The sequence below is a fragment of the Oscillibacter sp. genome, from assembly GCF_032060045.1.
Lineage (GTDB): Bacteria > Bacillota > Clostridia > Oscillospirales > Oscillospiraceae > Oscillibacter.
This window is the reverse complement of the sequence record NZ_DAMBZJ010000020.1, coordinates 11937-32069: the sequence shown is the minus strand read 5'-3', so window position 1 is coordinate 32069 and position 20133 is coordinate 11937. Positions and strand designations below refer to the sequence as shown.

Genomic DNA, 20133 nt, shown 5'->3' with positions numbered 1-20133 from the left:
AGGGTACTAAATCATGTCTAGAATCGGCAGAATGCCCATTACCGTCCCCGCCGGCGTCACCGTCAACGTGGCAGAGGGTAATGTGGTTACCGTAAAGGGTCCCAAGGGCGAGCTTGCCCGGGCCCTGCGCCCCGAAATGATCATCAAGCAGGACGGCAACACGATCACCGTGGACCGTCCCTCCGAGGATAAGCAGCACAAGGCCCTGCACGGCCTGACCCGCACCCTGCTCCACAACATGGTGGAGGGCGTCGCCAATGAGTTCACCAAAGAGCTGGACGTCAACGGCGTGGGCTACCGTGTGGCTAAGGAGGGCAAGAACCTGGTGATGAACCTGGGTTTCTCCCATCAGGTGATCGTTTCCGAGATCGAGGGCATCACCATTGAGGTCCCCGCTCCCAATAAAATTATCGTGCGCGGCTGCGACAAGCAGGCTGTGGGCCAGTTTGCCGCCGAGATCCGCGAGAAGCGTCCTCCCGAGCCTTATAAGGGCAAGGGTATCAAGTATTCTGACGAGGTCATCCGCCGCAAGGTTGGTAAGACCGGCGCCAAGAAGTAAGGAGGTGTGCCGATATGATTAAAAAGCCGAATACAAATGCTCAGCGCTTGAAGCGTCACAAGAGGGTGCGCGCCAAAATCTCCGGCACCGCCGCTACCCCCCGCCTGAATGTCTTCCGCAGCGAGGCCAACATTTATGCCCAGATTATCGATGATGTGAAGGGCGAGACTTTAGCGGCCGCGTCTACTCTGGATAAAGAGATCGTCGGTTACGGCGGCAACGCCGCCGCAGCTTCGGCCGTGGGCAAGCTCATTGCCGAGCGGGCCAAGGCGAAGGGCATCGAGAACGTGGTTTTCGACCGCGGTGGTTATCTGTACCATGGCCGTGTGCAGGCACTGGCCGAAGGCGCCCGCGAGGGCGGCCTGAAGTTTTGATCGGAGGAGGTAAACAACATGCCTAGATTTGAAAGAGAGCCCAGCGAGTACGCAGAGAAGGTTGTTGCCCTCAACCGAGTTTCCAAAACCGTTAAGGGCGGCCGCGTAATGAAGTTCTCCGCCCTGGTGGTGGTGGGCGACCAGAAGGGAAAGGTCGGCTATGGCTTGGGCAAAGCCGCCGAGGTTCCCGAGGCCATCCGCAAGGGCCTGGAGTCTGCGAAGAAGAACATGATTACCGTGACGATGGCCGGGTCCACCATTCCCCACGAGGTGATCGGCGCCTCCGGCGCCGGACGCGTGCTGCTAAAGCCCGCCGCCCCCGGTACCGGTGTGATTGCCGGCGGTGCGGTCCGCGCCGTGGTGGAAGCTGCCGGAATTAAGGATATTCGTACCAAGTGCCTGCGCTCTAACAATGCCAACAACGTGGTCGCCGCCGCCTTCGAAGGACTGCGGTCCATGCGTGGGCCGGAGGAAGTGGCCCGGATCCGGGGCAAGAGCGTCAGCGAGATTATGGGTTAAGGAGGGGCTTATTATGGCAAACTTGAATATTAAGCTCGTCAAGAGCCTGAACGGTCGTCTGGAAAAGCAGATTCTGACCGCCCATTCTCTGGGTCTGCGCAAAATCGGTGACATCACCGTGCAGCCCGACAACGACCAGACCCGCGGCAAGATCGCCAAGATCGGCTATCTGCTGCAGGTCGCCGAAGTGAAATAAGGAGGCACGGAAACATGAAACTCAACGAACTGTCTCCCGCCGAAGGCTCCGTTCAGCAGCCCTACCGCAAGGGCCGGGGCGCCGGCAGCGGCAACGGCAAGACCGGCGGCCGCGGCCACAAGGGCCAGAAGGCCCGTAGCGGCGGCAAGGTCCGCGTGGGCTTCGAGGGCGGCCAGATGCCTCTGGCGCGTCGCGTTCCCAAGCGCGGATTCAACAATATCTTTGCAAAGCCCATGGAGATTATCAACCTCAGCACGCTGAATCTGTTTGAAGACGGCGAGACCGTCACTGATCAGGCACTGCTGGAAAAGGGTATTCTTTCCAAATGCACCTATGGATTTAAGGTGCTGGGCAATGGCAAGGTCACAAAAAAAGTGACGGTGCAGGCCTCTGCCTTCTCCGCATCTGCCAAGGAGGCAATCGAGGCAGCTGGCGGAAAGGCCGAGGTGAAGTAACGTGATCGCAACGATTCGCAAAGCATGGGATATTCCCGAGCTGCGGAAGAAGATCATTTTCACTTTGCTGATTTTGCTCATTTTCCGCATCGGTAACGCCATCACCGTTCCCTATGTGGACACGGCTACGCTGTCCAGCTATCTGAACAGCCAGACCACCACCATCTTAGGGCTGTATAACGTGATGAGCGGCGGAGCATTTGCGCAGGCAACTGTCTTCGCACTGAGCATCCAGCCCTATATCAACAGCTCCATTATCATTCAGTTGCTCACCGTCGCCATTCCCGCTCTGGAGCGGCTGGCCAAGGAGGGCGGCGAGGAAGGCCGGAAGAAGATTCAGTCTATCACCCGGTATGCCACAGTGGCCATTGCAATTTTGCAGGCATTCGGCTACTATATGATTATGAAGCGCTACGACATCCTCACCGACGCAGGCATCTGGCCCGCACTGGTGATTATTGTGTCTTTCATCGCTGGTTCCTCCTTCGTAATGTGGATGGGCGAGCAGGTTACCGAATTTGGCGTGGGCAACGGCATCTCCATCATCCTGTTTGCGGGTATTCTTTCTCGCGTTCCCAGTATGGTGTCCGGGATGTACGAGGGCGTGATCACTTGGTCCAGCGTGCGCAGCGGCACGCTGACGGAGCAGACGCTTCTCGATGCAGGCTACACGGCGAAAAATGCAAAGTATATGCTGGATCAGGCACTCGCTCCTTGGAGTGTGGTTCTGATGCTGGTGGGTATTCTGGCGTTGATTGTGTTCATCGTGTTTATCAACAGCGCTGAACGCCGCATTCCCGTCCAGTATGCCAAGCGGCAGGTGGGTCGGAAGATGTACGGCGGCCAGACCTCCACCCTTCCCATGAAGGTGAATATGTCCGGCGTGCTGCCCATCATCTTCGCGCAATCCATCGCCTCCCTGCCGGCTACCGTTATGGCATTCACCGGCGTGGGCGAGGAGGGAACCTTCAGCTATGCGCTTTCTCAGTTCCTGGATACGAAGTCCGCCCTCTATATGTTGGTGTATTTTATCCTGATTATCGGATTTAGCTATTTCTACTCTACCATTCAGTTCAATCCCGTGGAGATTGCCAACAACCTGAAAAAGCAGGGCGGCTTTATCCCCGGCTTCCGTCCGGGCAAACCCACGGTGGACTTTATCCGGAAGGTTTTGAACAAGGTGACGCTCTTTGGCGCCATCTATCTGGGCATCGTGGCTATGGTTCCCCTGTTGGCAGGTATGGTGATTAAACACGCGTCCCTGGGCATCGGCGGAACTTCGGTCATCATTATCGTGGGTGTGGCGCTGGAAACGGTGCGCGCGCTGGAGTCTCAGATGCTGATGCGCCAATATAAGGGCTTCCTGGAATAAGAAAGAGGCGAAATGGAATGAAACTGATCCTGTTGGGCGCACCTGGCGCCGGAAAAGGGACACAGGCTGAAATTCTGTGCAAGGAATTTTCCATTCCCACGATTTCAACCGGAAGCATCCTCCGCGCGGCCGTGAAAAACGGCACGCCCACCGGCCTGAAGGCAAAGTCCTTCATGGACGCGGGCAAGCTGGTCCCTGATGAGGTCATTATCGGCGTCATCTCGGACCGGCTGGCGGAGCCGGACTGTGCAAACGGCTATATTCTGGACGGGGTGCCTCGCACCATCGCTCAAGCCGAGGCACTGGAGAAGGCCGGTATTTACTTTGACCACGTTGTTTCCATCGAAATCTCCGATGAGGAGATTGAAGAGCGTATGGCAGGTCGGCGAGTGTGCGAACAGTGCAGCGCCAGCTTTCACGTGGTGGCGGTTCCCCCCAAGCAGGAGGGAATCTGCGACAAGTGCGGCGGAAAATTGAGCCGCCGTCACGACGACGACCCCGAGGTTGTGGAACAGCGCCTCGCGGTCTATCACAAGGAGACAGAGCCGCTGAAGGATTTTTACAAGTCCCGGGGCGTTCTGGAATATGTGGAGAACCAGCCCACTGTGGCTGCGACCTCCCAGGCAATCCTCCGCGCGTTGGGGAAATGAGGAAGGAATGATTATTCTTAAATCCCCGGAGGAGATCGACTTGATGCGCCGAGCGGGAAAACTTACCGCGGCTGCCCGTGCCTTGGCAGGGGAAATGGTAAAGCCCGGCGTTACAACCCAGGAGATCAACGACGAAGTGGAGCGATTTATCCGAAAGAACCACGCGGTGCCGTCCTTCCTGCACTATCAGGGCTATCCGGCGTCCGTCTGCATCAGCGTCAACGACGAGATTATCCACGGCATCCCCGGCAAGCGGGTGCTGCTGGAGGGTGATATCGTCAGCGTGGATGTAGGCGCATATATCGGCGGATTTCATGGGGACTGCGCGGCAACCTTTGCCTGCGGAACCGTTTCTAAGGAAGCTCAGGATCTGATCGACGTGACCAGACAGAGCTTTTTCGAGGGAATTAAGCAGGCACGTCAAGGCAACCGCACCGGGGACATCTCCGCGGCGGTGCAGACCTATGCGGAAGCTCACGGATACGGAATCGTGCGAGAATTTGTCGGCCACGGAGTGGGCGCGGATATGCACGAGTCACCGGAGATTCCAAACTACGGTCATCCCGGCCGGGGGCCCAGGCTCCTTGCGGGAATGACGATTGCGGTTGAACCCATGGTGAATGCCGGGTCCGCCTCCATTTATCAAATGAGCGATGGATGGACCGTCCGCACCGCGGATGGAAAGAACGCCGCCCACTATGAGAACACGATCCTGATTACCGACGGCGAGCCTGAAATTTTGACGGCTCCTGCGATTTGAGAGAGTGCATATGGAGATCGCAAAGTCAAATATTGTACAGTCCAACGCTGGCAGGGACCGGGGAAAGCTTTTCTGCGTGATGAGCGTGGAGGGAGAGTACCTGCTGCTGGCGGATGGAAAATCACGGAGGGTAGAGTCACCCAAGCGCAAAAAGCGCAGACATGTGCTGTTTGTCGCCGCTGACGACACCCGCCTTTCCACAAAAATTAAAGGCGAAGAAAAAGTCACGAACAGCGAGCTTCGCAGAGCCCTCGCGGAATACCGCGGGGAGGTTCATCCGGACCAGGAGGGATAAGGCTTGGCAAAATCCGATATGATCGAAGTAGAGGGCGTTGTGGTTGAATCCATGCCCAACACCAAATTTAAGGTGGACATCGGCAATGGACATACAATCCTGGCGCACATCTCCGGGAAACTCAGAATGAATTTCATCAGGATCCTGCCTGGCGACAAGGTCACGGTGGAAATGTCCCCCTATGACTTGACTCGAGGCCGGATCACCTGGCGTACAAAGTAACGAACACACTGCCTACGCCGCTTTGGCGGCTGGGAACAAAAGCTGAAAGGAATGGTTAGACAATGAAGGTAAGACCGTCCGTGAAGCCCATGTGCGAAAAGTGTAAGGTCATTCGCCGCAAAGGCCGTGTCATGGTTATTTGCGAGAACCCCAAGCACAAGCAGAGACAGGGCTAATTAAAAATGGAGGTGCTTTAAGAGTATGGCACGTATCGCCGGCATTGACCTGCCGAAGGATAAGCGAATCGAAATCGGTTTGACTTATATCTACGGAATCGGCAGAAAGAGCGCCAAGGATATCCTGGCGCAGACGGGCATCAACCCTGATACCCGCGTAAAGGATCTGACGGACGCCGAGGAGCAGCAGCTCCGCGACGCCATTGAGGCTTATTCCGTGGAAGGCGACCTGCGTCGCCAGACCGCGCTGGACATCAAGCGCCTGACGGAGATTGGCTGCTATCGCGGCCTGCGTCACCGCAGAGGTCTGCCTGTCCGCGGACAGCGCAGCAAGACCAATGCCCGCACCCGCAAAGGTCCCAAGAAGACCATTGCCAACAAGAAGAAGTAAGGAGGGAGAACGAAAATGGCTAAGACAGCAAGTTCCGGTGGAAAGAAAGTCGTCCGCCGCCGCCGTGAGAAAAAGCATATCGAGCGTGGCCAGGTCCATATCCGCTCTTCCTTCAACAACACCATGGTGACTGTTACCGATTCCCAGGGCAACGCGCTCTCCTGGGCTTCCTCCGGCGGCCTTGGCTTCCGGGGTAGCAAGAAGTCCACGCCCTTTGCGGCGCAGACCGCGGCGGAGACTGCCGCCCGCGCCGCCATGGAGCATGGACTGAAGACCGTCGAAGTTTTCGTGAAGGGACCCGGACAGGGCCGTGAGGCCGCAATCCGGGCGCTGCAGGCTGTGGGTTTGGAAGTGACGATGATCAAGGACGTCACCCCCATCCCTCACAACGGCTGCCGTCCCCCGAAGCGTCGCCGTGTCTGATTTGAAGGAGGTAAAGCTTTATGGCTAAGAATATGCAGCCCATTGCTAAGCGCTGCAAGACTCTGGGCATTTCTCCTGCCGTTATGGGTTACGCCAAGAAGGAGACCAAGCGTAATCCCGGCGGCCAGATGAGAAAGAAGAAGAGCGAGTATGCGCTTCAGATGAACGAGAAGCAGAAAGTTAAGTTTATTTACGGAATTCTCGAAAAGCAATTTCATAGCTACTATGAAAAGGCCGTGGCCACCCCGGGCAAGACCGGCGACAATTTGCTGATTTTGGTGGAGCGTCGACTGGACAACGTGGTGTACCGCATGGGCTTTGCCATGACTCGCCGCGAGGCCCGTCAGTTGGTGAACCATGGGCATTTCACCGTCAACGGCAAGAAGGTTAACATTCCTTCTTATCTGGTCAAGGCGGGAGACGTGGTTGAGGTTGCGGAATCCAGCCGCTCCTCCACAGCGTTCAAGCGCCTTGTGGGCGAGAACGCCGTGATGTTCCTGCTGCCTGCGTGGCTGGAGCGGGAGAAGAATACGCTGAAGGGCACTGTGGTGCGGATGCCCGCCCGCGAGGACATCGATCTTCCCATCGAGGAACACCTCATCGTCGAGTTGTACTCCAAGTAATCGGAGGACGCCCTCGAAGATGACAGGAACCGAACGCGGCCGGCCCTCAGGCTCTGCCGCAATGAGAAGATGAAGGAGGGTAACTGCATGATCGAAATCGAAAAGCCCCAGATCGAGTGTATCGAAGCTCCCGGCGACGTGACCTACGGCAAGTATGTGGTGGAGCCGCTGGAGCGGGGCTATGGCACCACGCTGGGCAATGCGCTTCGCCGCATTATGCTGTCCTCTCTGCCCGGCACCGCTGCGACCTCCATCAAGATCGCTGGCGTCCAGCACGAGTTTTCCACCGTTCCCGGCGTCAAGGAAGATGTGACGGAGATTGTCCTGAATGTAAAGGGCCTCCTCACCAAGCTCCACGGCGAAAGCGGGAAGACGGTTTATGTAGAGGCTGTCGGCCCCTGCGAGGTCACCGCCGGCGACATCAAGGCCGACGGCGAGGTGGAGATTCTCAACCCCGAACTTCACATCGCTTCGCTGGACAGCGGCGCGACGCTGAATATGGAAATCACACTGTCCCATGGCCGGGGCTATGTCTCTGCCGACAAGAACAAGCGTGCAATGAACCAGCAGGTTATCGGCGTGATTCCCATTGATTCGATCTATACCCCGGTGTACAAGGTCAACTATTCTGTGGAGCCCACTCGCGTGGGCACATCCAGCGATTTTGACAAGCTGACGCTGGAGGTTTGGACCGACGGTACCATCTCCGCAAGGGACGCCGTGTCCCTTGGCGCCAAAATTCTGTGTGACCACTTCACGCTCTTCACCGACCTTTCAGAGAACGTGGGCAGTAAGCCCACGGTGGTGGAGAAGGGAGAGGCTCAGCGGGATAAGGTGCTGGAGATGACCATTGAGGAGCTGGACCTGAGCGTGCGCAGCTTTAACTGCCTCAAGCGCGCCAACATCAACACCGTGGAGGACCTGATTTCCAAGACCGAAGACGAGATGATGAAGGTTCGCAATCTGGGCCGTAAGTCGCTAGAGGAAGTAATCAATAAGCTGGCGATGATGGGTCTGGCTTTGGCAGACGAAGAGAATAATTGACAGAAAGCCCGGTGGGAGACTGCCGGGAGAGAAAATTCCCGATAAGGAGGAATACCGAAATGCCCGGAACCCGTAAACTCGGTAAAACAACGGACCAGCGTAGGGCGATGCTTCGCCAACAGGTCACCGATTTCCTGGACAAAGGCGCTATGGAGACCACCGTCACCCGCGCCAAGGAGATTAAGCCCCTGGCCGAGAAGATGATCACCCTGGGGAAGAAGAACGATCTGGCCGCCTATCGGAAGGCCATGACCTTCATTACCCGCGAGGATGTTTGCAAGAAGATCTTCAAGGAGATCGCCCCCGGCTATGCGGAGCGCAATGGTGGTTACACCCGCGTCATCCGCACCGGCATTCGCCGCGGAGATGCCGCGGAGACGGCCATTATCGAGCTGGTTAAGTAAATAACCTTGAAAGCGCCCCTGCCAGTCGGCAGGGGCGCTTTTTTGATGCAATATTCTTGGCATGAAAAAGAACGTTTCCTTAAAAGAAGTGTACCTCGGAGACATACCGTTTACAAGCAAAAACGCACATGGAATGGCAGCCTTACTTATTCGTAGCAAACGGACTCTTACAACTCCTAACAAAAAAAGTCTGAAGAAATGCGCAATTCTGTGAAGATAATTGCTCAGATATTTCATTCATGAGATAAAACACGAAGGCTCAAAGAATTTTAATAATCTAGATATTTGCTTCGCAGTAGGGCAATCTCTCGCCCGTAACCAGCCACGTCCTCCTGCGGTGTTTCCAGATAAAAGGGCAGGTGTCGCAGCTTCGGGTGATTGATAATGGCGGTGAACGCGTCAAGACCGAGACTACCCTCCCCAATGCAGGCGTGGCGGTCCTTGTGGCTGGCAAAAGGATTTTTGCTGTCGTTCAGGTGAATGGCTTGCAGGCGTTCAAGACCCACCGCCCTGTCAAACGCGTCCAGCACGCCGTCCAGATCATGGACCAGATCGTACCCAGCGTCATAAACATGGCAGGTGTCCAGACACACGCCCAACAGCTCGTGATGTTCCACAAGGTCGATAATCGCCCGTAACTCCTCAAAGCTGCGGCCAACCTCGCTGCCCTTGCCGGCCATGGTTTCCAGCAGCACCTTGGGGGCCTGTCCGGGCCGCAGAACGGCGTTTAGCGTTTCGGCAATCAGTGCAATCCCCGCTTCCGGCCCCTGCTTCACATGACTTCCGGGATGGAAGTTATACAGGCTTCCTGGAAAATGCTCCAGACGGGCCAAATCGTCCGCCATGGTGTTTCTAGCGAACTCTCGGATATGGGGGTCGGCGGCGCAGCAGTTCAGAGTATAAGGTGCGTGAGCCAAAATGGGGAAAATGCGGTGTGTCTCCGCAAAGGCCCGATAGGCGGAAATATCCTCCATATCCAGCGGCCTTGCCGCCCCGCGGATTGCGGGTAAAAAATTGGAAGGTAGTGGCTCCAATTTCTGCCGCCGTTTTCCCCATGGCAAAAAAGCCTTTAGAAGAGGAGAGATGACATCCAATGTTCAGCATAAAAATCCTTTCGTAAAAGAGGGCTTACAGTGTAATCCGGTTCTCCGCCATCATGGGCCGCAGACCGCGTACCCGGGACAGGGCCGCAAGGAGAAGACCGCCCAATACATAACAGACGGCCGCCTCACCAAGGCCCAGCGTAAAGGCATTATACGCCAGCGCGGCGGGGAACGCATCCGTAAAGCCGGTTTGCTGGAAGGAGATGACTGCGCCCACGATGACCGCATTACACAAAACCGGCGGCAAAGGGGCGAACCATCTGTTGGGAGCCTTCATAGTAAGCACTGCCGCCAAAAGCGTTGCAAGAGAGCCGAAGACGATGTCCAGCATACCGTAGGGCGAGAGAAGATTTGCAACAAGACACCCCACAAACAGGCCTGGCGCAGTTGCGGGAAATAAAAAGGGCAGAACGCACAGTGCCTCCGAAAAGCGAAACTGTACCGGCCCGTAGGCCACGCCGAAGACGGAGGCAAAGTAGCTGAGGACGGCGTATAGTGCCCCCACAATGCCTGATAAAGTAATTTGTTGAACAGTGAAGCGAGATTTGGACATAGAAAAAGACCTCCTTTAAAATTCGGAGGCCGTCACAAAGCACGCGGCGCGCAAATGCGCATACCCCCATTTTTTTGTTTAGAGAACGGCAAATAATTTTGCCGAACGAACGCCGCTAGCGGCGCTTGGACAGGGAGATGGCACCTGTCGCTTGGAAGTATAGCACAGTGGGCGCGTAAAAGTCAAGGGGCCGCCTGATGGCGGCCCCTTGCGATGTTCATTTATGAGTCGGACACCACGAGGCAGTATAGCTCGGTGGTCTTGTCGGTGTTGAGCCGCAGCTCCGCTTCCACGCCCAGTTCTTCCAAAATGGCAGTCAACTCCTCCGAAGTCATGGCATAACCGGTTCCGGAACCACCGTCTTTGCCAGAGTAAGGTGTGCTCTCCCGGCCTTCCAAAAGTCCAGTGAGGCGCTCACTGGCAGGAAGAAAGACCACTCCGGCAAACACGATGTCTTCCTTTGAAGCGGCGTCGCTCTCACTGGCCTGATGGGTCATGAGGAGGGAAGGCGGGGGTTGCTGCGCAGAGTGAGTTGGGCTGTCGGCGGAGGAGGCGTCATATATCTCAGAGCGCTGAGAGGAAGGCGACCTGTAGTTCTGGGACATCGTATCCTCGCCAAAAGGTGCGTCCTCGGACTTGCCTTCTTCTTGGGTAGGGAGTGACTCCTGGCTTTCCATCCCGCTGGTTTCCGATTCGACCTTAAAAGCTGCACCACCTCCGGCCATAGGCACACTGCCGGAAAAGCGATCAAAGGGGAGCATCCGGACGGTGGCAAATACAAGAGCGGCACAGGCCGCCAAAGACGCAATCGTCTTCAGCGCGCGATGGGGCTTTTTCCGCGGCGCTGCGTTTGCCCGGATGACCGCCATCACGCCGTCGGCAAAACCGGCGGGGACCTCCGTCTCCTCAACGTCTTCAAACGCGACCCGGATGGCAAAAGCGTCCGAGACATACGCGGCACAGGCGGGACAGGCAGAAAGATGATCCCGTACCCTTCCGGCTTCCTGTTCTGGCAACTCCCCGTCTACAAAGGAATCCAGAAGGAGTGCATATTGTTCACATATTTTCATATCATCGCCTCTCCTTCTCTGCATTCTTGGACGGAGCGGCGGGTAAAAAGTTCCCGGTTTCCGTTAAAAATTCACAAAGCCGCTTTCGGCCCCGGTTGATGCGGGACTTCACAGTCCCCAAATCCACGTCCAGCGCCGCGGAAATCTCCTGATAGCTCAATTGATGAAGCTCTCGCAGCACCAGCACTGCCCGGTAGTCGTCCGGTAGGGTTTTCAGCCCGGAGCGGATGGCATCCCGCAGTTCAGACCGCTCCGCCTCCTCGTGGGGAGAGAGACGGTCATCGGGAATATTCAGGCTCAGCTCTCCATCGTTCAAAGAAACGGCCCGTTGCCGCTTTTCCCTGCGCAGAAGATCCACCGATGCGTTGGAAGTCAGACGGTACAGCCACGTTGAAAAGCTGGCCTCCCCCCGGAAGAAGGGCAGGCTTTGCCATGCGGAAAGAAGCGCTTCCTGTGCCGCCTCCTGCGCGTCCACCGGGTTTCCGCACATTCGCAGCGCCAGCGCGTAAACCCGTTTTTCGTAGCGGAGAACCAGCGTTTCAAAGGCGTCCGCATCGCCTGACCGAGCGGCTTTTACCAGTTGTTGTTCCGGTATGTCATTCATTTCAGATCCCTTTTGATCCCTTTCGTCACAGTATAAACGTCCTCAAGCGTGTTCATGCGGACGATCTGTTCCTTGTAATACCCCGCGTGGGGAATCCCCTTTAAGTACCAGCAATAGTGCCGCCGGGCCTCCAGCACGGCGGTTCGCTCGCCCCGGGCGGCGGCGGAAAGCTCAATCTGCCGCACCACGGTGTCGCACCGCTCCTTTAGTGGTGGCAGTGGCGGCAGGGGAAGCCCTTCCAAAAGGGCCTTTGCCTGTGTAAATAGCCATGGATTTCCAAAGCAGCCCCGCCCAATCATAGCCATGTCGGCACCGGTCCGTTCCAGAATGCGCACCGCGTCATCCGGCTTAAAAATATCACCGTTGGCAATGACTGGAACATGCACGGCCTCCTTGACCTCCCGGATGGAGTTCCAGTCCGCCTGCCCGCCGTACATCTGCACCCGGGTGCGCCCGTGTACCGCGATGGCGGAAACGCCCGCCTGCTCTAAAAGCCTTGCAACTTCCACGGCGTTTAGATTTCCCATGTCCCAGCCACGGCGAATTTTCGCCGTCACCGGCACGGGGCTGGACCGCACCACTGCCTCGGCAATCCGGGCGGCTTTTTCCGGGTCCTTCATCAAAGCGGAACCGTCTCCGTTTTTCACGACTTTCCCCACAGGGCAACCCATGTTAATGTCCACCACGTCCGCCCCGGACAGCTCCGCCGCAATCTGCGCTGCCTCCGCCATGCAGACGGGGTCGCTGCCAAAAATCTGCACGGCAAAGGGCCGCTCGCCCGGAAAGGGGGCCAACAGGCCTTGGGTCTTTTTGTCGCCGTAGCACAGGGCTTTTGATGATATCAGCTCGGTACAGGTATAGCCCGCCCCGTTTTCCGCGCAAATCTGGCGAAAGGCGGCGTCTGTCACCCCTGCCATGGGGGCCAGGGCCAGTTTTGATGAAATTTCCACTGTTCCAATTTTCAAAAAATGCGCTCCTTTGCGGGCATGAGGCCCAGATTGCCAATTTTTACGAAGACGCCCCAAACCGGGGCGCAATATACTTCCTCAGTCTATCACAATTCGGATCAAATGAAAAGAGGGAACCTGTCCCTTTCCTTGCTGGAGTTTAAGAACCTTCCAAAATCCGTCGGGGATGGCGGCTGCAAACCAAAAACTTTTGAACTCTCTCTTTTACCGACGGCATTTTTAAATGTTGATATGTAAAATAATGGAAAACCAACGAGGGAGGGGACAAGCCTGATGCACGGGCAGATCACTTTGGACAACGCACGGACGGTGCGTTTTTTAAACGGCGGCGTGCGCTTTTTTTTGGCGGCGGCGCTGAGCGCCGCGCAGATCACAGGGGGGAGCGCGCCTTTTGCGCTGGGCTTTTCGGCGGCTTGCGGAGCGGGAATCGATGGAATGTGCGCTTTGGCAGGGGCCGCTGTGGGCGCGCTGGTGTTTCTGGAGTTTTCAGCGGGACTTGCCCACATCGCCGTGGCAATTCTGGTGTATACGGCGGCGGCAGCTTTTCGGGGCATGAAACTGACGGACAGGCCCCTGTTCACCCCGCTGGTCGCCTCCGGAATGACGCTGGCGGTGGAGGGCATCTATGTGGCCCAGTCTCTCTCGCCATTGGCGCGGCTTACGCCATGTCTACTGACCACCGTGCTGGTGGGGGTGTCGGCCCGGTGCTGCGCGCCGTTGCTGCGGGGCGGTGAGGAAGAAAAAAAATCGGGGTCTTTGGAATTTCTGGCAGTGACGCTGTTGCTGGCGTTTTCCGATGTGGCTCCCGGAGGAATCTCTCTGGGGCGGACGGTCATCGCCTGCCTGGTTCTGTTCACCGCATGGCAGAAGGGAGCCTCTGCCGGGGCAGTCACCGGTGTGTGGGCGGGACTTTTAGCGGACCTGTGCGCAGGGGGAAATGCGCCAGTATTCACTGCCGCATACGGCTTTGCCGGGATGGCGGCAGGCTTGCGGACGAGGCACAGCCGTGTTTCCGCCGGGGCGCTGTGGCTGCTGGCGGCGTTGACAGCGCTGGCCCCCGTGACGCAGGCGCAGGGGATTTCCGCCATTGGAGAGGCGGCGCTTGCCATTCCTCTGTTTTTGCTGGTCCCTCCAAAGCTTTTGGGCGGCAAGCGGGTCAAGCAGGCTACACATCAGGAACCCGGCGCACTGCCTACTCTTCGGGAACGGTTGGAGCGGGCCGCGTCCGCCTTCCGGGACCTGTACGACAGTATGGGACGCGGCCCCATCCAGTCTGCAGAGGAAAATCCCGCCATTGTGTTCGACCGGGCGGCGGAGCGGGTTTGCCGGGGCTGCGCGCTGTGCGATTTGTGCTGGAAAAAGGAATACGGCGCGACATACAATGCCTTAAACGATGCCACACCCTATCTTCTGGAGCGGGGGCGGGTACTGGCAAAGGATTTTCCCAACCACTTTTCCTCGCGTTGTATCCATCTTCCCGAGTTTTTGGGAGCCATAAATGTGGAGCTGTCGGCTTATCTTCTGCGCAAGCAGTATCGCCGCAGAATGGATGAAACGCGGCAAGATGCAAAAGGGCAGTATGCCCGGCTCAGCGACCTGCTGGCCGCCACGGCGGCAAATTTGGAAGCGGTTCCCACGGCGGTGGGAGTGCGTTGCCGGTATCAGCTTGGCGCGGCCATCAAGCCCAAGCAGGGGGAGGTTTCCTGCGGGGACACGCTTGCCTCCTTTGAAACGGACAGCGGCTTGCTGTGCCTGCTTTTGTCTGACGGTATGGGCAGTGGCGAGGAAGCTCGGCGAGAATCCGCCCTGACCTGCCGGCTGCTGCGCCAGTTTTTGGAGGCGGGCGTGGAAGCTGAGGCTGCGCTGAACACGATGAATGCGGCCATGGCTCTGCGTGGGCAGGAGACGGGCAGCTTTTCCACCATCGACCTTTTGACCTTGCAGTTGGAAAGCGGGGAAACTGCCATTTATAAATACGGCGCGGCACCCAGCTACATCAAGCGTTTCGGAAGAGTGCGCCGCATTACCGGCGCGGCGCTACCCGCAGGACTAAAGCTGTCTCCGGCGGGGCCGGACGTGACGCGCCTGCGGCTGGAGCCGGAAAGCTTTGCCGTCCTTATCAGCGACGGAGCGGCGGACAGCAACCACGACGAGTGGCTTCAAAATTTGTTGGCAGGTTGGAACGGAACAGACCCGCAGCAGCTTGCAAATTTGATTCTGCGGGAAGCGGAAAAGCAAAACGGCCTCGCAGACGACTGTGGTGTGCAGGTGCTGTATCTGCCGTCCGAGGGACTGAAAGAAGTATAAGCCAAAGCCGAGGGGGCGTATATAGCTTTTTAGACAACCAAGCCGCGGGATTGAAAAATCCCGCGGCTTTAGCTTGCTTAAATTTTCCAAACGTAAACACACAAAAAATCTTTTCCGACGTGGGGGTATAAAAATTTCCCGGCAGTGCCAAAATGAGACTGGATTATATGCCGTTCCGGTTTGCGGAACCGACAGAAAAAAGGAGTGGATCAGAATGGTCAAGGGCATTTCTCGGCGGGTAGTGGTTGTGGACTCGCCGGACAGACGATACTTTGAGCAGGCGATTTTTATTGTGCGCAACGACGCGGCGGGAGAGGGCGTTTCCTCTCGCGAGTTGGTGGAGGAGGCCCGCCGGGTGGCGCAAGAATACGCAGGCGGCTCGGGACTGAAAAAGCGGCTCAACCAGATTCCTCCGGTGCTGTGGTCTCTGACCGGCGCGGGGGCCTGCGGACTGGCGTGGCTGCTGGTATCCGTGTTGTAAGAGAAAAAACAAAGCGGTACGCTTTCAAATTAAGAAAGCGTACCGCTTTGTTTGCGCGGCGCGGCGGTACATCCGCCGCGCCGCTCTTCGATCCGAAAAAACGACGGATCGCTCAAATAACTCAGGAATGGGGAACCAAAGGCTGCACCGTAAAGCTCAGCGCTGCCGGAGAGTGGGGATACTGCCGGGAAAAGGCCCGCACAATCCGTTCACAGACCATGCAGCTGTTTTCATAGTTGGCCTGCGGCAGCATCAGTATGTACTGGGAGACGCTGCACCGGGCCACCACGTCACCCCGACGGAGATTTCCCACGATCACGTCCTGCAAATTGTCCATACAGCAGTCCAAGCTGCGGCGGGATAGAGGTTTCGACTCGCAGCCCACGGCGGAAATCAAGGCAATGTGTACCGCGGCTCCACTGCGGGCCACAGACCGGGCCTCCGCCTGATAGATGATCCGAAAAAAATCGTAGTCGCACAAAAGCGCCCCTCTGACGCTACCGGGCTCGTCCAACTGCTCTCGCAAAAGCCCCAGATTCACTGACCGCTCATTGACGGTGCGGGCGGCTTCACGGTAAATGGCCCTGCTCTCGTCGGCGGGCATAATGCCAAAATTCGCAAAGAGCAGATCGCTCATCCGCTCATAAGTTTTTATCACGCTTTGCTGTTCACCCAATGCAAGCTGCGCCCGCATCAAAAATTGATACACTTCCTCGTCGTAAGGTTCCACAAGAATTGCCCGATCGCACAGTGCCACAATGTCGGACTGCCGCGCCTGCTCCTGCAAAAGGGGGAGGACGGAGCGCAGCATTCTGAGATAGAGATTGTGAAAATAAGTACTTTGCGGAACAATCCAGGATTCGGAGGACAGCTTGGGCAGAAAATCACCCTGATAAAGTTCCATGGCTTCCAGATACAGTTTGAGCTGGGCCTGCTCGTCCGGCTGGGCCGAAGCGGCCTGACACAAAGTCTCAAATTCTTCCACATCCACTAAGACGGGAATATCGCCGTTCCAGGCATAACTGCCGCCACGGCGGATAATCAGTGCATGTCCCGTGCCGTCGCCCAGCCCATCCAGCATGGTGCGGACCCGGTGAAACATGGTCTTTAATGCGTTCACAGGATTCACGGTTCCATCGTCGCCCCACAGCAAACTGAACAGCTCGCTTTGCGAAACAGGGCGGTTTCGGCAACAGATCATATATGCCAGCAGCAGCCACACCTTCCGGGATCGGTTGTCGCTGTCTGTTATCTCTCGGTCATTCCAATGCAGCGAGAAGCCTCCCAGCATTTGAATTTTCAAAATGGAAGACTGCTGATTTGCCAAGCAGGACGCCCCCTGTCCGTTCAAATCCGGAATACACGTGGCACCGCAGCGCCCGATACACCAAACTATAACATACCTCCTTTTTATTTGCAACTGTTACATTTTTAAAAAAGTTGAGTGAGGAAGTTTAAAAAAACGGAGTAGGCCGCGCCGAAACGCAGTGAGCCGCCTGACTTTTTGACGCACCTCTTTGACAGGCAGCTCAGATATAATATAGTAATAAAATCAGCAATTTTGCGGGACGAAGGGACAGATTCTTTGCAACGCTTGCGCAGATCGACGTTATGACGGAGACTTTGCATCGGCGGGGCGAAGGCGCAGCCGGGGAAGCAGTTTGGGAGCAAGTACGCCCACCACAATGATTTTTACCATGTCGCCGGGAAGAAACGGAATCATCCCCGCCATCAGGATTGCCGAAATGTCCATTCCCTTGCCCATGTATACGTTCAGAATTACCGCCATGTAGGGCAGACCCACGGCGTACAAAACCGCCAGTCCCGCCAAAGCTGCGGGGACCACCCGCTTCATGGACCGTCCGTCTCCCGCCAGTGTTCCAATGACCCATGCGGCGGGAATCAGCCCCAACAGAAAACCGCAGGTGGGATAGAGAAAGTACCCAAGGCCGCCGCCGGAGGTGAAAATGGGAAGGCCTGCCAATCCCAGCGCCACATAGACAAGCTGGCTCAACGCCCCATATTTTGCCCCCAGCAGTACGCCTGCCAGAGCGGTAAAGAAAAATTGCAGCGTGATGGAGGAATAGAGAAACGGAACTTTGATGAACGCGCCCACGGCGGTCAGCGCCGCGAACAGGGCGCAGAGAATCAGTGCTTTTGTTTTCATGGGGACCTCCTGTTGTAAACGTGTTGTTGATTTGTGGTTTACAGAAAGAATAGCACATTTTCTGAGAATGTCAACCTTGATTTCTTGGACGGTTTACAACTCTCGGCGGTTTACAAAGGGGGTGCAACGTGGTATGCTGACAGGGAATTTATAAGAGGAGGCAGACCCGATGAGCCGTCAAAAAATATTGGAGCTGCTGAGGAGCCGACCGGAGGATTATTTTTCCGGGGAGGAGGCCGCCGAGCGGCTGGGAATGAGCCGGGCCGCGGTCTGGAAGGCGGTGGATGCCCTGCGAAAAGAGGGCTATACAGTGGAGGCACGGACAGGACTGGGGTATCGGCTTCTTTTTGCGCCGGACGCGCTGACGGAGAAGGAAATCCGGGGCTTCTTGGGCGAGACGAAACTGGTGGGCCGGGAGCTGATGTGTTTGGACAGCGTGGATTCCACCAATACGTTTTTGAAAAAGCAGGCGCTTTCCGGCGCAGCAGAGGGCACCGTTGTGACAGCGGACTGCCAGACGGGGGGCCGAGGACGGATGGACCGTCCGTTTCAAAATCCCGGCGGGAAGCTGGTGGCTCTTTCCGTGCTGCTGAGGCCCCAAGGGGTGCCGATGACGCGGCTTGGTTGTGTCACAGCCCAGACCGCCGTGGCGCTGTGTGGCGCGGTGGAGGAGGTTTGTGGAATTCGTCCGGGTATCAAGTGGACCAACGATCTGGTGATCGGGCGGAAGAAGCTCTGCGGGATTTTGACGGAGATGGCGCTGGAGGGCGAGAGCGGCAACCTGCAATATCTGGTTATTGGCATGGGTATTAACGTCCACCAGACGGAGGCGGATTTTGGTCCGGAGCTTCGGGAAATTGCCGTGTCTCTGGACATGGCGTTGGGGAAAGCGGTATCCCGCCCCGCGCTGGCGGCGGCGGAGATTCGGGCGCTGGATCGGTTGTACGGAGACATTCTCCGAGGGGATACCGACTGGTATTTAGATACCTACCGGCGGGACTGCGTGACTCTGGGAAAGCCTGTGCAGCTCATTTCGTCAGACGGAGCGCGAGAGACGGCCAGAGCGCTGGACATTGACGACGAGTTTGGCCTTGTGGTGGAGTTGGAAGACGGAACGCGAAAGACCGTCCGCACCGGCGAGGTATCCGTCCGGGGTATGTATGGCTATGTGGACTGACGGCTTCCCAATGCGGGTGCGTCGGGGAGCCGGGAGGAATAGAGGAGGACCGGTTTGAAAAAATACTGGGAGCTGTTTGTTGCCTTCGCGAAAATTGGTGTGATGACCTTTGGCGGTGGGATGGCGATGCTGCCGATGCTGCAGCGGGAGGTAGTGGAGAACAAGGGCTGGGTCACCGAGGAAGAACTGGCGGACTATTTTGCCATCGGCCAGTGCACCCCTGGTATTATCGCGGTGAATACCGCCACCTTTGTAGGGCAAAAGCGCGGGGGCGTGCCGGGGGGCATTGCGGCGACCCTGGGCGTTGCGTTTCCGTCGGTGGTAATTATCTCCCTGCTGGCGGGAATTATCGATAACTTTAATCATCTGGCATGGGTGAAAAACGCCTTCGCCGGGATTCAGGTGTGTGTGTGCGTGCTGATTTTCAATGCAGTGGTGAAGCTGCTGAAAAAGTCGGTGGTAGACAAACGGACTCTGGTGATTTTTCTACTGGTGCTGGCAGGGAGCTTTGCGCTGGATGTTACGCCGGTGGTGTTTGTGGTGCTCTCCGCTCTGGCGGGTATCGCGCTGCGGCAGTTGGAGGCGCGAAAGGCATGATTTATCTTCAGCTTTTTTTGGAATTTTTTAAGGTGGGCCTTTTTTCGGTGGGCGGCGGGATGGCCACGCTGCCGTTTTTGGCCCACATGGGGGAAGCCACCGGGTGGTTTACGCAAAGCCAGCTCATGAACATGCTGGCGATTTCCGAGTCCACGCCGGGACCTGTGGGCATCAATATGGCCACCTACGTGGGCTTTACCGTGGCGGGAGTTCCGGGAGCGATTGTGGCCACCGTGGGAGAGGTGACCCCCTCCATCGTTGTGATTTTGATTATTGCGGCGTTGCTGCAGCAATTTCGCCGCAGTAAATACGTGGAGTTTGCCTTTTACGGGCTGCGTCCCGCTTCCACCGGGCTCATCGGCGCGGCCTGTCTGGCTGTTATTCTGGAGACACTGGTGAATTTTGCCGCCTTGTCGACCGACGGGGTGGACTGGGCCGGATTGTTTAACTGGCGGGGTCTGGCGCTGGCGGGAGTTTTGCTGGTGTTCACCACTTGGGTGAAACCCACGAAAAAGTGGCATCCCATTATCTTTATTGCAATTTCCGCCGTCGCGGGCGTGGTATTCCGCTTCGGCGGGGCATGAGGCTGGCGCGGCCCCAAGCGGGAATCAGAACGTGAAAAAAACCACCCACAATGCTATAT

General features: G+C 57.0%; 27 protein-coding genes and 1 pseudogene. 21 read left to right on the top strand and 7 right to left on the bottom strand.

Features of this window, described 5'->3' with window-relative positions:
* Window positions 1-13 precede the first annotated feature (13 nt).
* The 16 genes from rplF to rplQ all read left to right on the top strand — a co-directional run bounded on the left by rplF (window position 14) and on the right by rplQ (window position 8463).
* Window positions 14-559 (top strand): 50S ribosomal protein L6, encoded by a 546-nt coding sequence (rplF, locus tag RT018_RS09545; RefSeq protein ID WP_294856677.1) that lies wholly within the window; start codon window positions 14-16, stop codon window positions 557-559.
* A 14-nt stretch (window positions 560-573) separates the two neighbouring features.
* Window positions 574-933 (top strand): 50S ribosomal protein L18, encoded by a 360-nt coding sequence (gene rplR / locus RT018_RS09540; protein ID WP_312941390.1) that lies wholly within the window; start codon window positions 574-576, stop codon window positions 931-933.
* Between the two features lie 18 nt (window positions 934-951).
* Window positions 952-1452 carry a 30S ribosomal protein S5 gene (gene rpsE, locus RT018_RS09535; RefSeq protein ID WP_312941389.1) on the top strand — a complete coding sequence of 167 codons (501 nt, stop codon included), beginning with the start codon at window positions 952-954 and terminating at the stop codon, window positions 1450-1452.
* A 13-nt stretch (window positions 1453-1465) separates the two neighbouring features.
* Window positions 1466-1648, top strand: coding sequence for a 50S ribosomal protein L30 (gene rpmD / locus RT018_RS09530; protein ID WP_040663522.1), 183 nt, complete (start codon window positions 1466-1468; stop codon window positions 1646-1648).
* A 14-nt stretch (window positions 1649-1662) separates the two neighbouring features.
* Window positions 1663-2103, top strand: a complete 441-nt coding sequence (gene rplO / locus RT018_RS09525; RefSeq protein WP_312941387.1) for a 50S ribosomal protein L15 — start codon at window positions 1663-1665, stop codon at window positions 2101-2103.
* Window position 2104: 1 nt separating this feature from the next.
* Window positions 2105-3475 (top strand): preprotein translocase subunit SecY, encoded by a 1371-nt coding sequence (secY, locus tag RT018_RS09520; protein ID WP_312941386.1) that lies wholly within the window; start codon window positions 2105-2107, stop codon window positions 3473-3475.
* 17 nt (window positions 3476-3492) lie between these two features.
* Window positions 3493-4125: an adenylate kinase gene (locus RT018_RS09515; protein WP_312941384.1), complete on the top strand. Its 633-nt coding sequence runs from the start codon at window positions 3493-3495 to the stop codon at window positions 4123-4125.
* 7 nt (window positions 4126-4132) lie between these two features.
* On the top strand, window positions 4133-4885 hold the full coding sequence (gene map / locus RT018_RS09510) for a type I methionyl aminopeptidase (RefSeq protein WP_312941382.1): 753 nt from the start codon (window positions 4133-4135) through the stop codon (window positions 4883-4885).
* A 10-nt stretch (window positions 4886-4895) separates the two neighbouring features.
* Window positions 4896-5180 (top strand): KOW domain-containing RNA-binding protein, encoded by a 285-nt coding sequence (locus RT018_RS09505; RefSeq protein WP_312941380.1) that lies wholly within the window; start codon window positions 4896-4898, stop codon window positions 5178-5180.
* Window positions 5181-5183: 3 nt separating this feature from the next.
* The gene (gene infA, locus RT018_RS09500; RefSeq protein ID WP_312941378.1) at window positions 5184-5402 is read left to right on the top strand and encodes a translation initiation factor IF-1; all 219 of its coding nucleotides are present in this window, start codon (window positions 5184-5186) and stop codon (window positions 5400-5402) included.
* 62 nt (window positions 5403-5464) lie between these two features.
* On the top strand, window positions 5465-5578 hold the full coding sequence (rpmJ, locus tag RT018_RS09495) for a 50S ribosomal protein L36 (protein ID WP_014116882.1): 114 nt from the start codon (window positions 5465-5467) through the stop codon (window positions 5576-5578).
* A gap of 25 nt (window positions 5579-5603) precedes the next feature.
* Window positions 5604-5969, top strand: coding sequence for a 30S ribosomal protein S13 (gene rpsM, locus RT018_RS09490; protein ID WP_293009145.1), 366 nt, complete (start codon window positions 5604-5606; stop codon window positions 5967-5969).
* Between the two features lie 15 nt (window positions 5970-5984).
* Entirely contained in the window at window positions 5985-6392 is a 408-nt protein-coding gene (gene rpsK / locus RT018_RS09485) for a 30S ribosomal protein S11 (RefSeq protein WP_293009143.1), read from the top strand.
* 20 nt (window positions 6393-6412) lie between these two features.
* Entirely contained in the window at window positions 6413-7015 is a 603-nt protein-coding gene (gene rpsD, locus RT018_RS09480) for a 30S ribosomal protein S4 (RefSeq protein WP_312941374.1), read from the top strand.
* A gap of 87 nt (window positions 7016-7102) precedes the next feature.
* Complete coding sequence (locus RT018_RS09475; protein ID WP_312941372.1) at window positions 7103-8059, top strand: DNA-directed RNA polymerase subunit alpha; 957 nt, start codon at window positions 7103-7105, stop codon at window positions 8057-8059.
* Between the two features lie 59 nt (window positions 8060-8118).
* Window positions 8119-8463, top strand: coding sequence for a 50S ribosomal protein L17 (gene rplQ / locus RT018_RS09470; protein WP_312941370.1), 345 nt, complete (start codon window positions 8119-8121; stop codon window positions 8461-8463).
* A 269-nt stretch (window positions 8464-8732) separates the two neighbouring features.
* Here rplQ and RT018_RS09465 read toward each other — a convergent pair.
* The 5 genes and pseudogenes from RT018_RS09465 to dusB form a co-directional block, all read right to left on the bottom strand.
* Window positions 8733-9567: pseudogene (locus RT018_RS09465) on the bottom strand (deoxyribonuclease IV).
* 24 nt (window positions 9568-9591) lie between these two features.
* Window positions 9592-10119, bottom strand: coding sequence for a QueT transporter family protein (locus RT018_RS09460; RefSeq protein ID WP_312941368.1), 528 nt, complete (start codon window positions 10117-10119; stop codon window positions 9592-9594).
* Window positions 10120-10340: 221 nt separating this feature from the next.
* Complete coding sequence (locus RT018_RS09455; protein ID WP_312941366.1) at window positions 10341-11189, bottom strand: zf-HC2 domain-containing protein; 849 nt, start codon at window positions 11187-11189, stop codon at window positions 10341-10343.
* A 1-nt stretch (window position 11190) separates the two neighbouring features.
* Window positions 11191-11793 (bottom strand): sigma-70 family RNA polymerase sigma factor, encoded by a 603-nt coding sequence (locus RT018_RS09450; RefSeq protein ID WP_312941363.1) that lies wholly within the window; start codon window positions 11791-11793, stop codon window positions 11191-11193.
* Complete coding sequence (gene dusB, locus RT018_RS09445; RefSeq protein ID WP_312941361.1) at window positions 11790-12758, bottom strand: tRNA dihydrouridine synthase DusB; 969 nt, start codon at window positions 12756-12758, stop codon at window positions 11790-11792. Before dusB ends, RT018_RS09450 begins: the two co-directional genes overlap by 4 nt.
* Window positions 12759-13034: 276 nt before the next feature.
* Here dusB and RT018_RS09440 point away from each other — a divergent pair, with 276 nt between their 5' ends.
* Window positions 13035-15068: a SpoIIE family protein phosphatase gene (locus RT018_RS09440; protein ID WP_312941359.1), complete on the top strand. Its 2034-nt coding sequence runs from the start codon at window positions 13035-13037 to the stop codon at window positions 15066-15068.
* Window positions 15069-15282: 214 nt separating this feature from the next.
* Window positions 15283-15549: a hypothetical protein gene (locus RT018_RS09435; protein ID WP_293008006.1), complete on the top strand. Its 267-nt coding sequence runs from the start codon at window positions 15283-15285 to the stop codon at window positions 15547-15549.
* Between the two features lie 121 nt (window positions 15550-15670).
* On the opposite strand, the gene RT018_RS09430 is transcribed toward RT018_RS09435, so the two are convergent.
* Window positions 15671-16876, bottom strand: coding sequence for a BTAD domain-containing putative transcriptional regulator (locus tag RT018_RS09430; RefSeq protein WP_312941357.1), 1206 nt, complete (start codon window positions 16874-16876; stop codon window positions 15671-15673).
* A gap of 282 nt (window positions 16877-17158) precedes the next feature.
* Window positions 17159-17716 (bottom strand): biotin transporter BioY, encoded by a 558-nt coding sequence (locus tag RT018_RS09425; RefSeq protein WP_312941354.1) that lies wholly within the window; start codon window positions 17714-17716, stop codon window positions 17159-17161.
* Window positions 17717-17885: 169 nt separating this feature from the next.
* On the opposite strand from RT018_RS09425, the gene RT018_RS09420 reads away from it, so the two are divergent.
* From RT018_RS09420 to RT018_RS09410, 3 genes are read left to right on the top strand one after another with little or no spacing between them, the layout of a single operon-like run.
* On the top strand, window positions 17886-18893 hold the full coding sequence (locus RT018_RS09420; RefSeq protein ID WP_312941352.1) for a biotin--[acetyl-CoA-carboxylase] ligase: 1008 nt from the start codon (window positions 17886-17888) through the stop codon (window positions 18891-18893).
* 54 nt (window positions 18894-18947) lie between these two features.
* A complete protein-coding gene (locus RT018_RS09415; protein ID WP_312941350.1) occupies window positions 18948-19490 on the top strand; it encodes a chromate transporter in 543 nt (180 codons plus the stop codon).
* Window positions 19487-20074, top strand: coding sequence for a chromate transporter (locus tag RT018_RS09410; RefSeq protein WP_312941349.1), 588 nt, complete (start codon window positions 19487-19489; stop codon window positions 20072-20074). Before RT018_RS09415 ends, RT018_RS09410 begins: the two co-directional genes overlap by 4 nt.
* The last annotated feature ends 59 nt before the right edge of the window (window positions 20075-20133 follow it).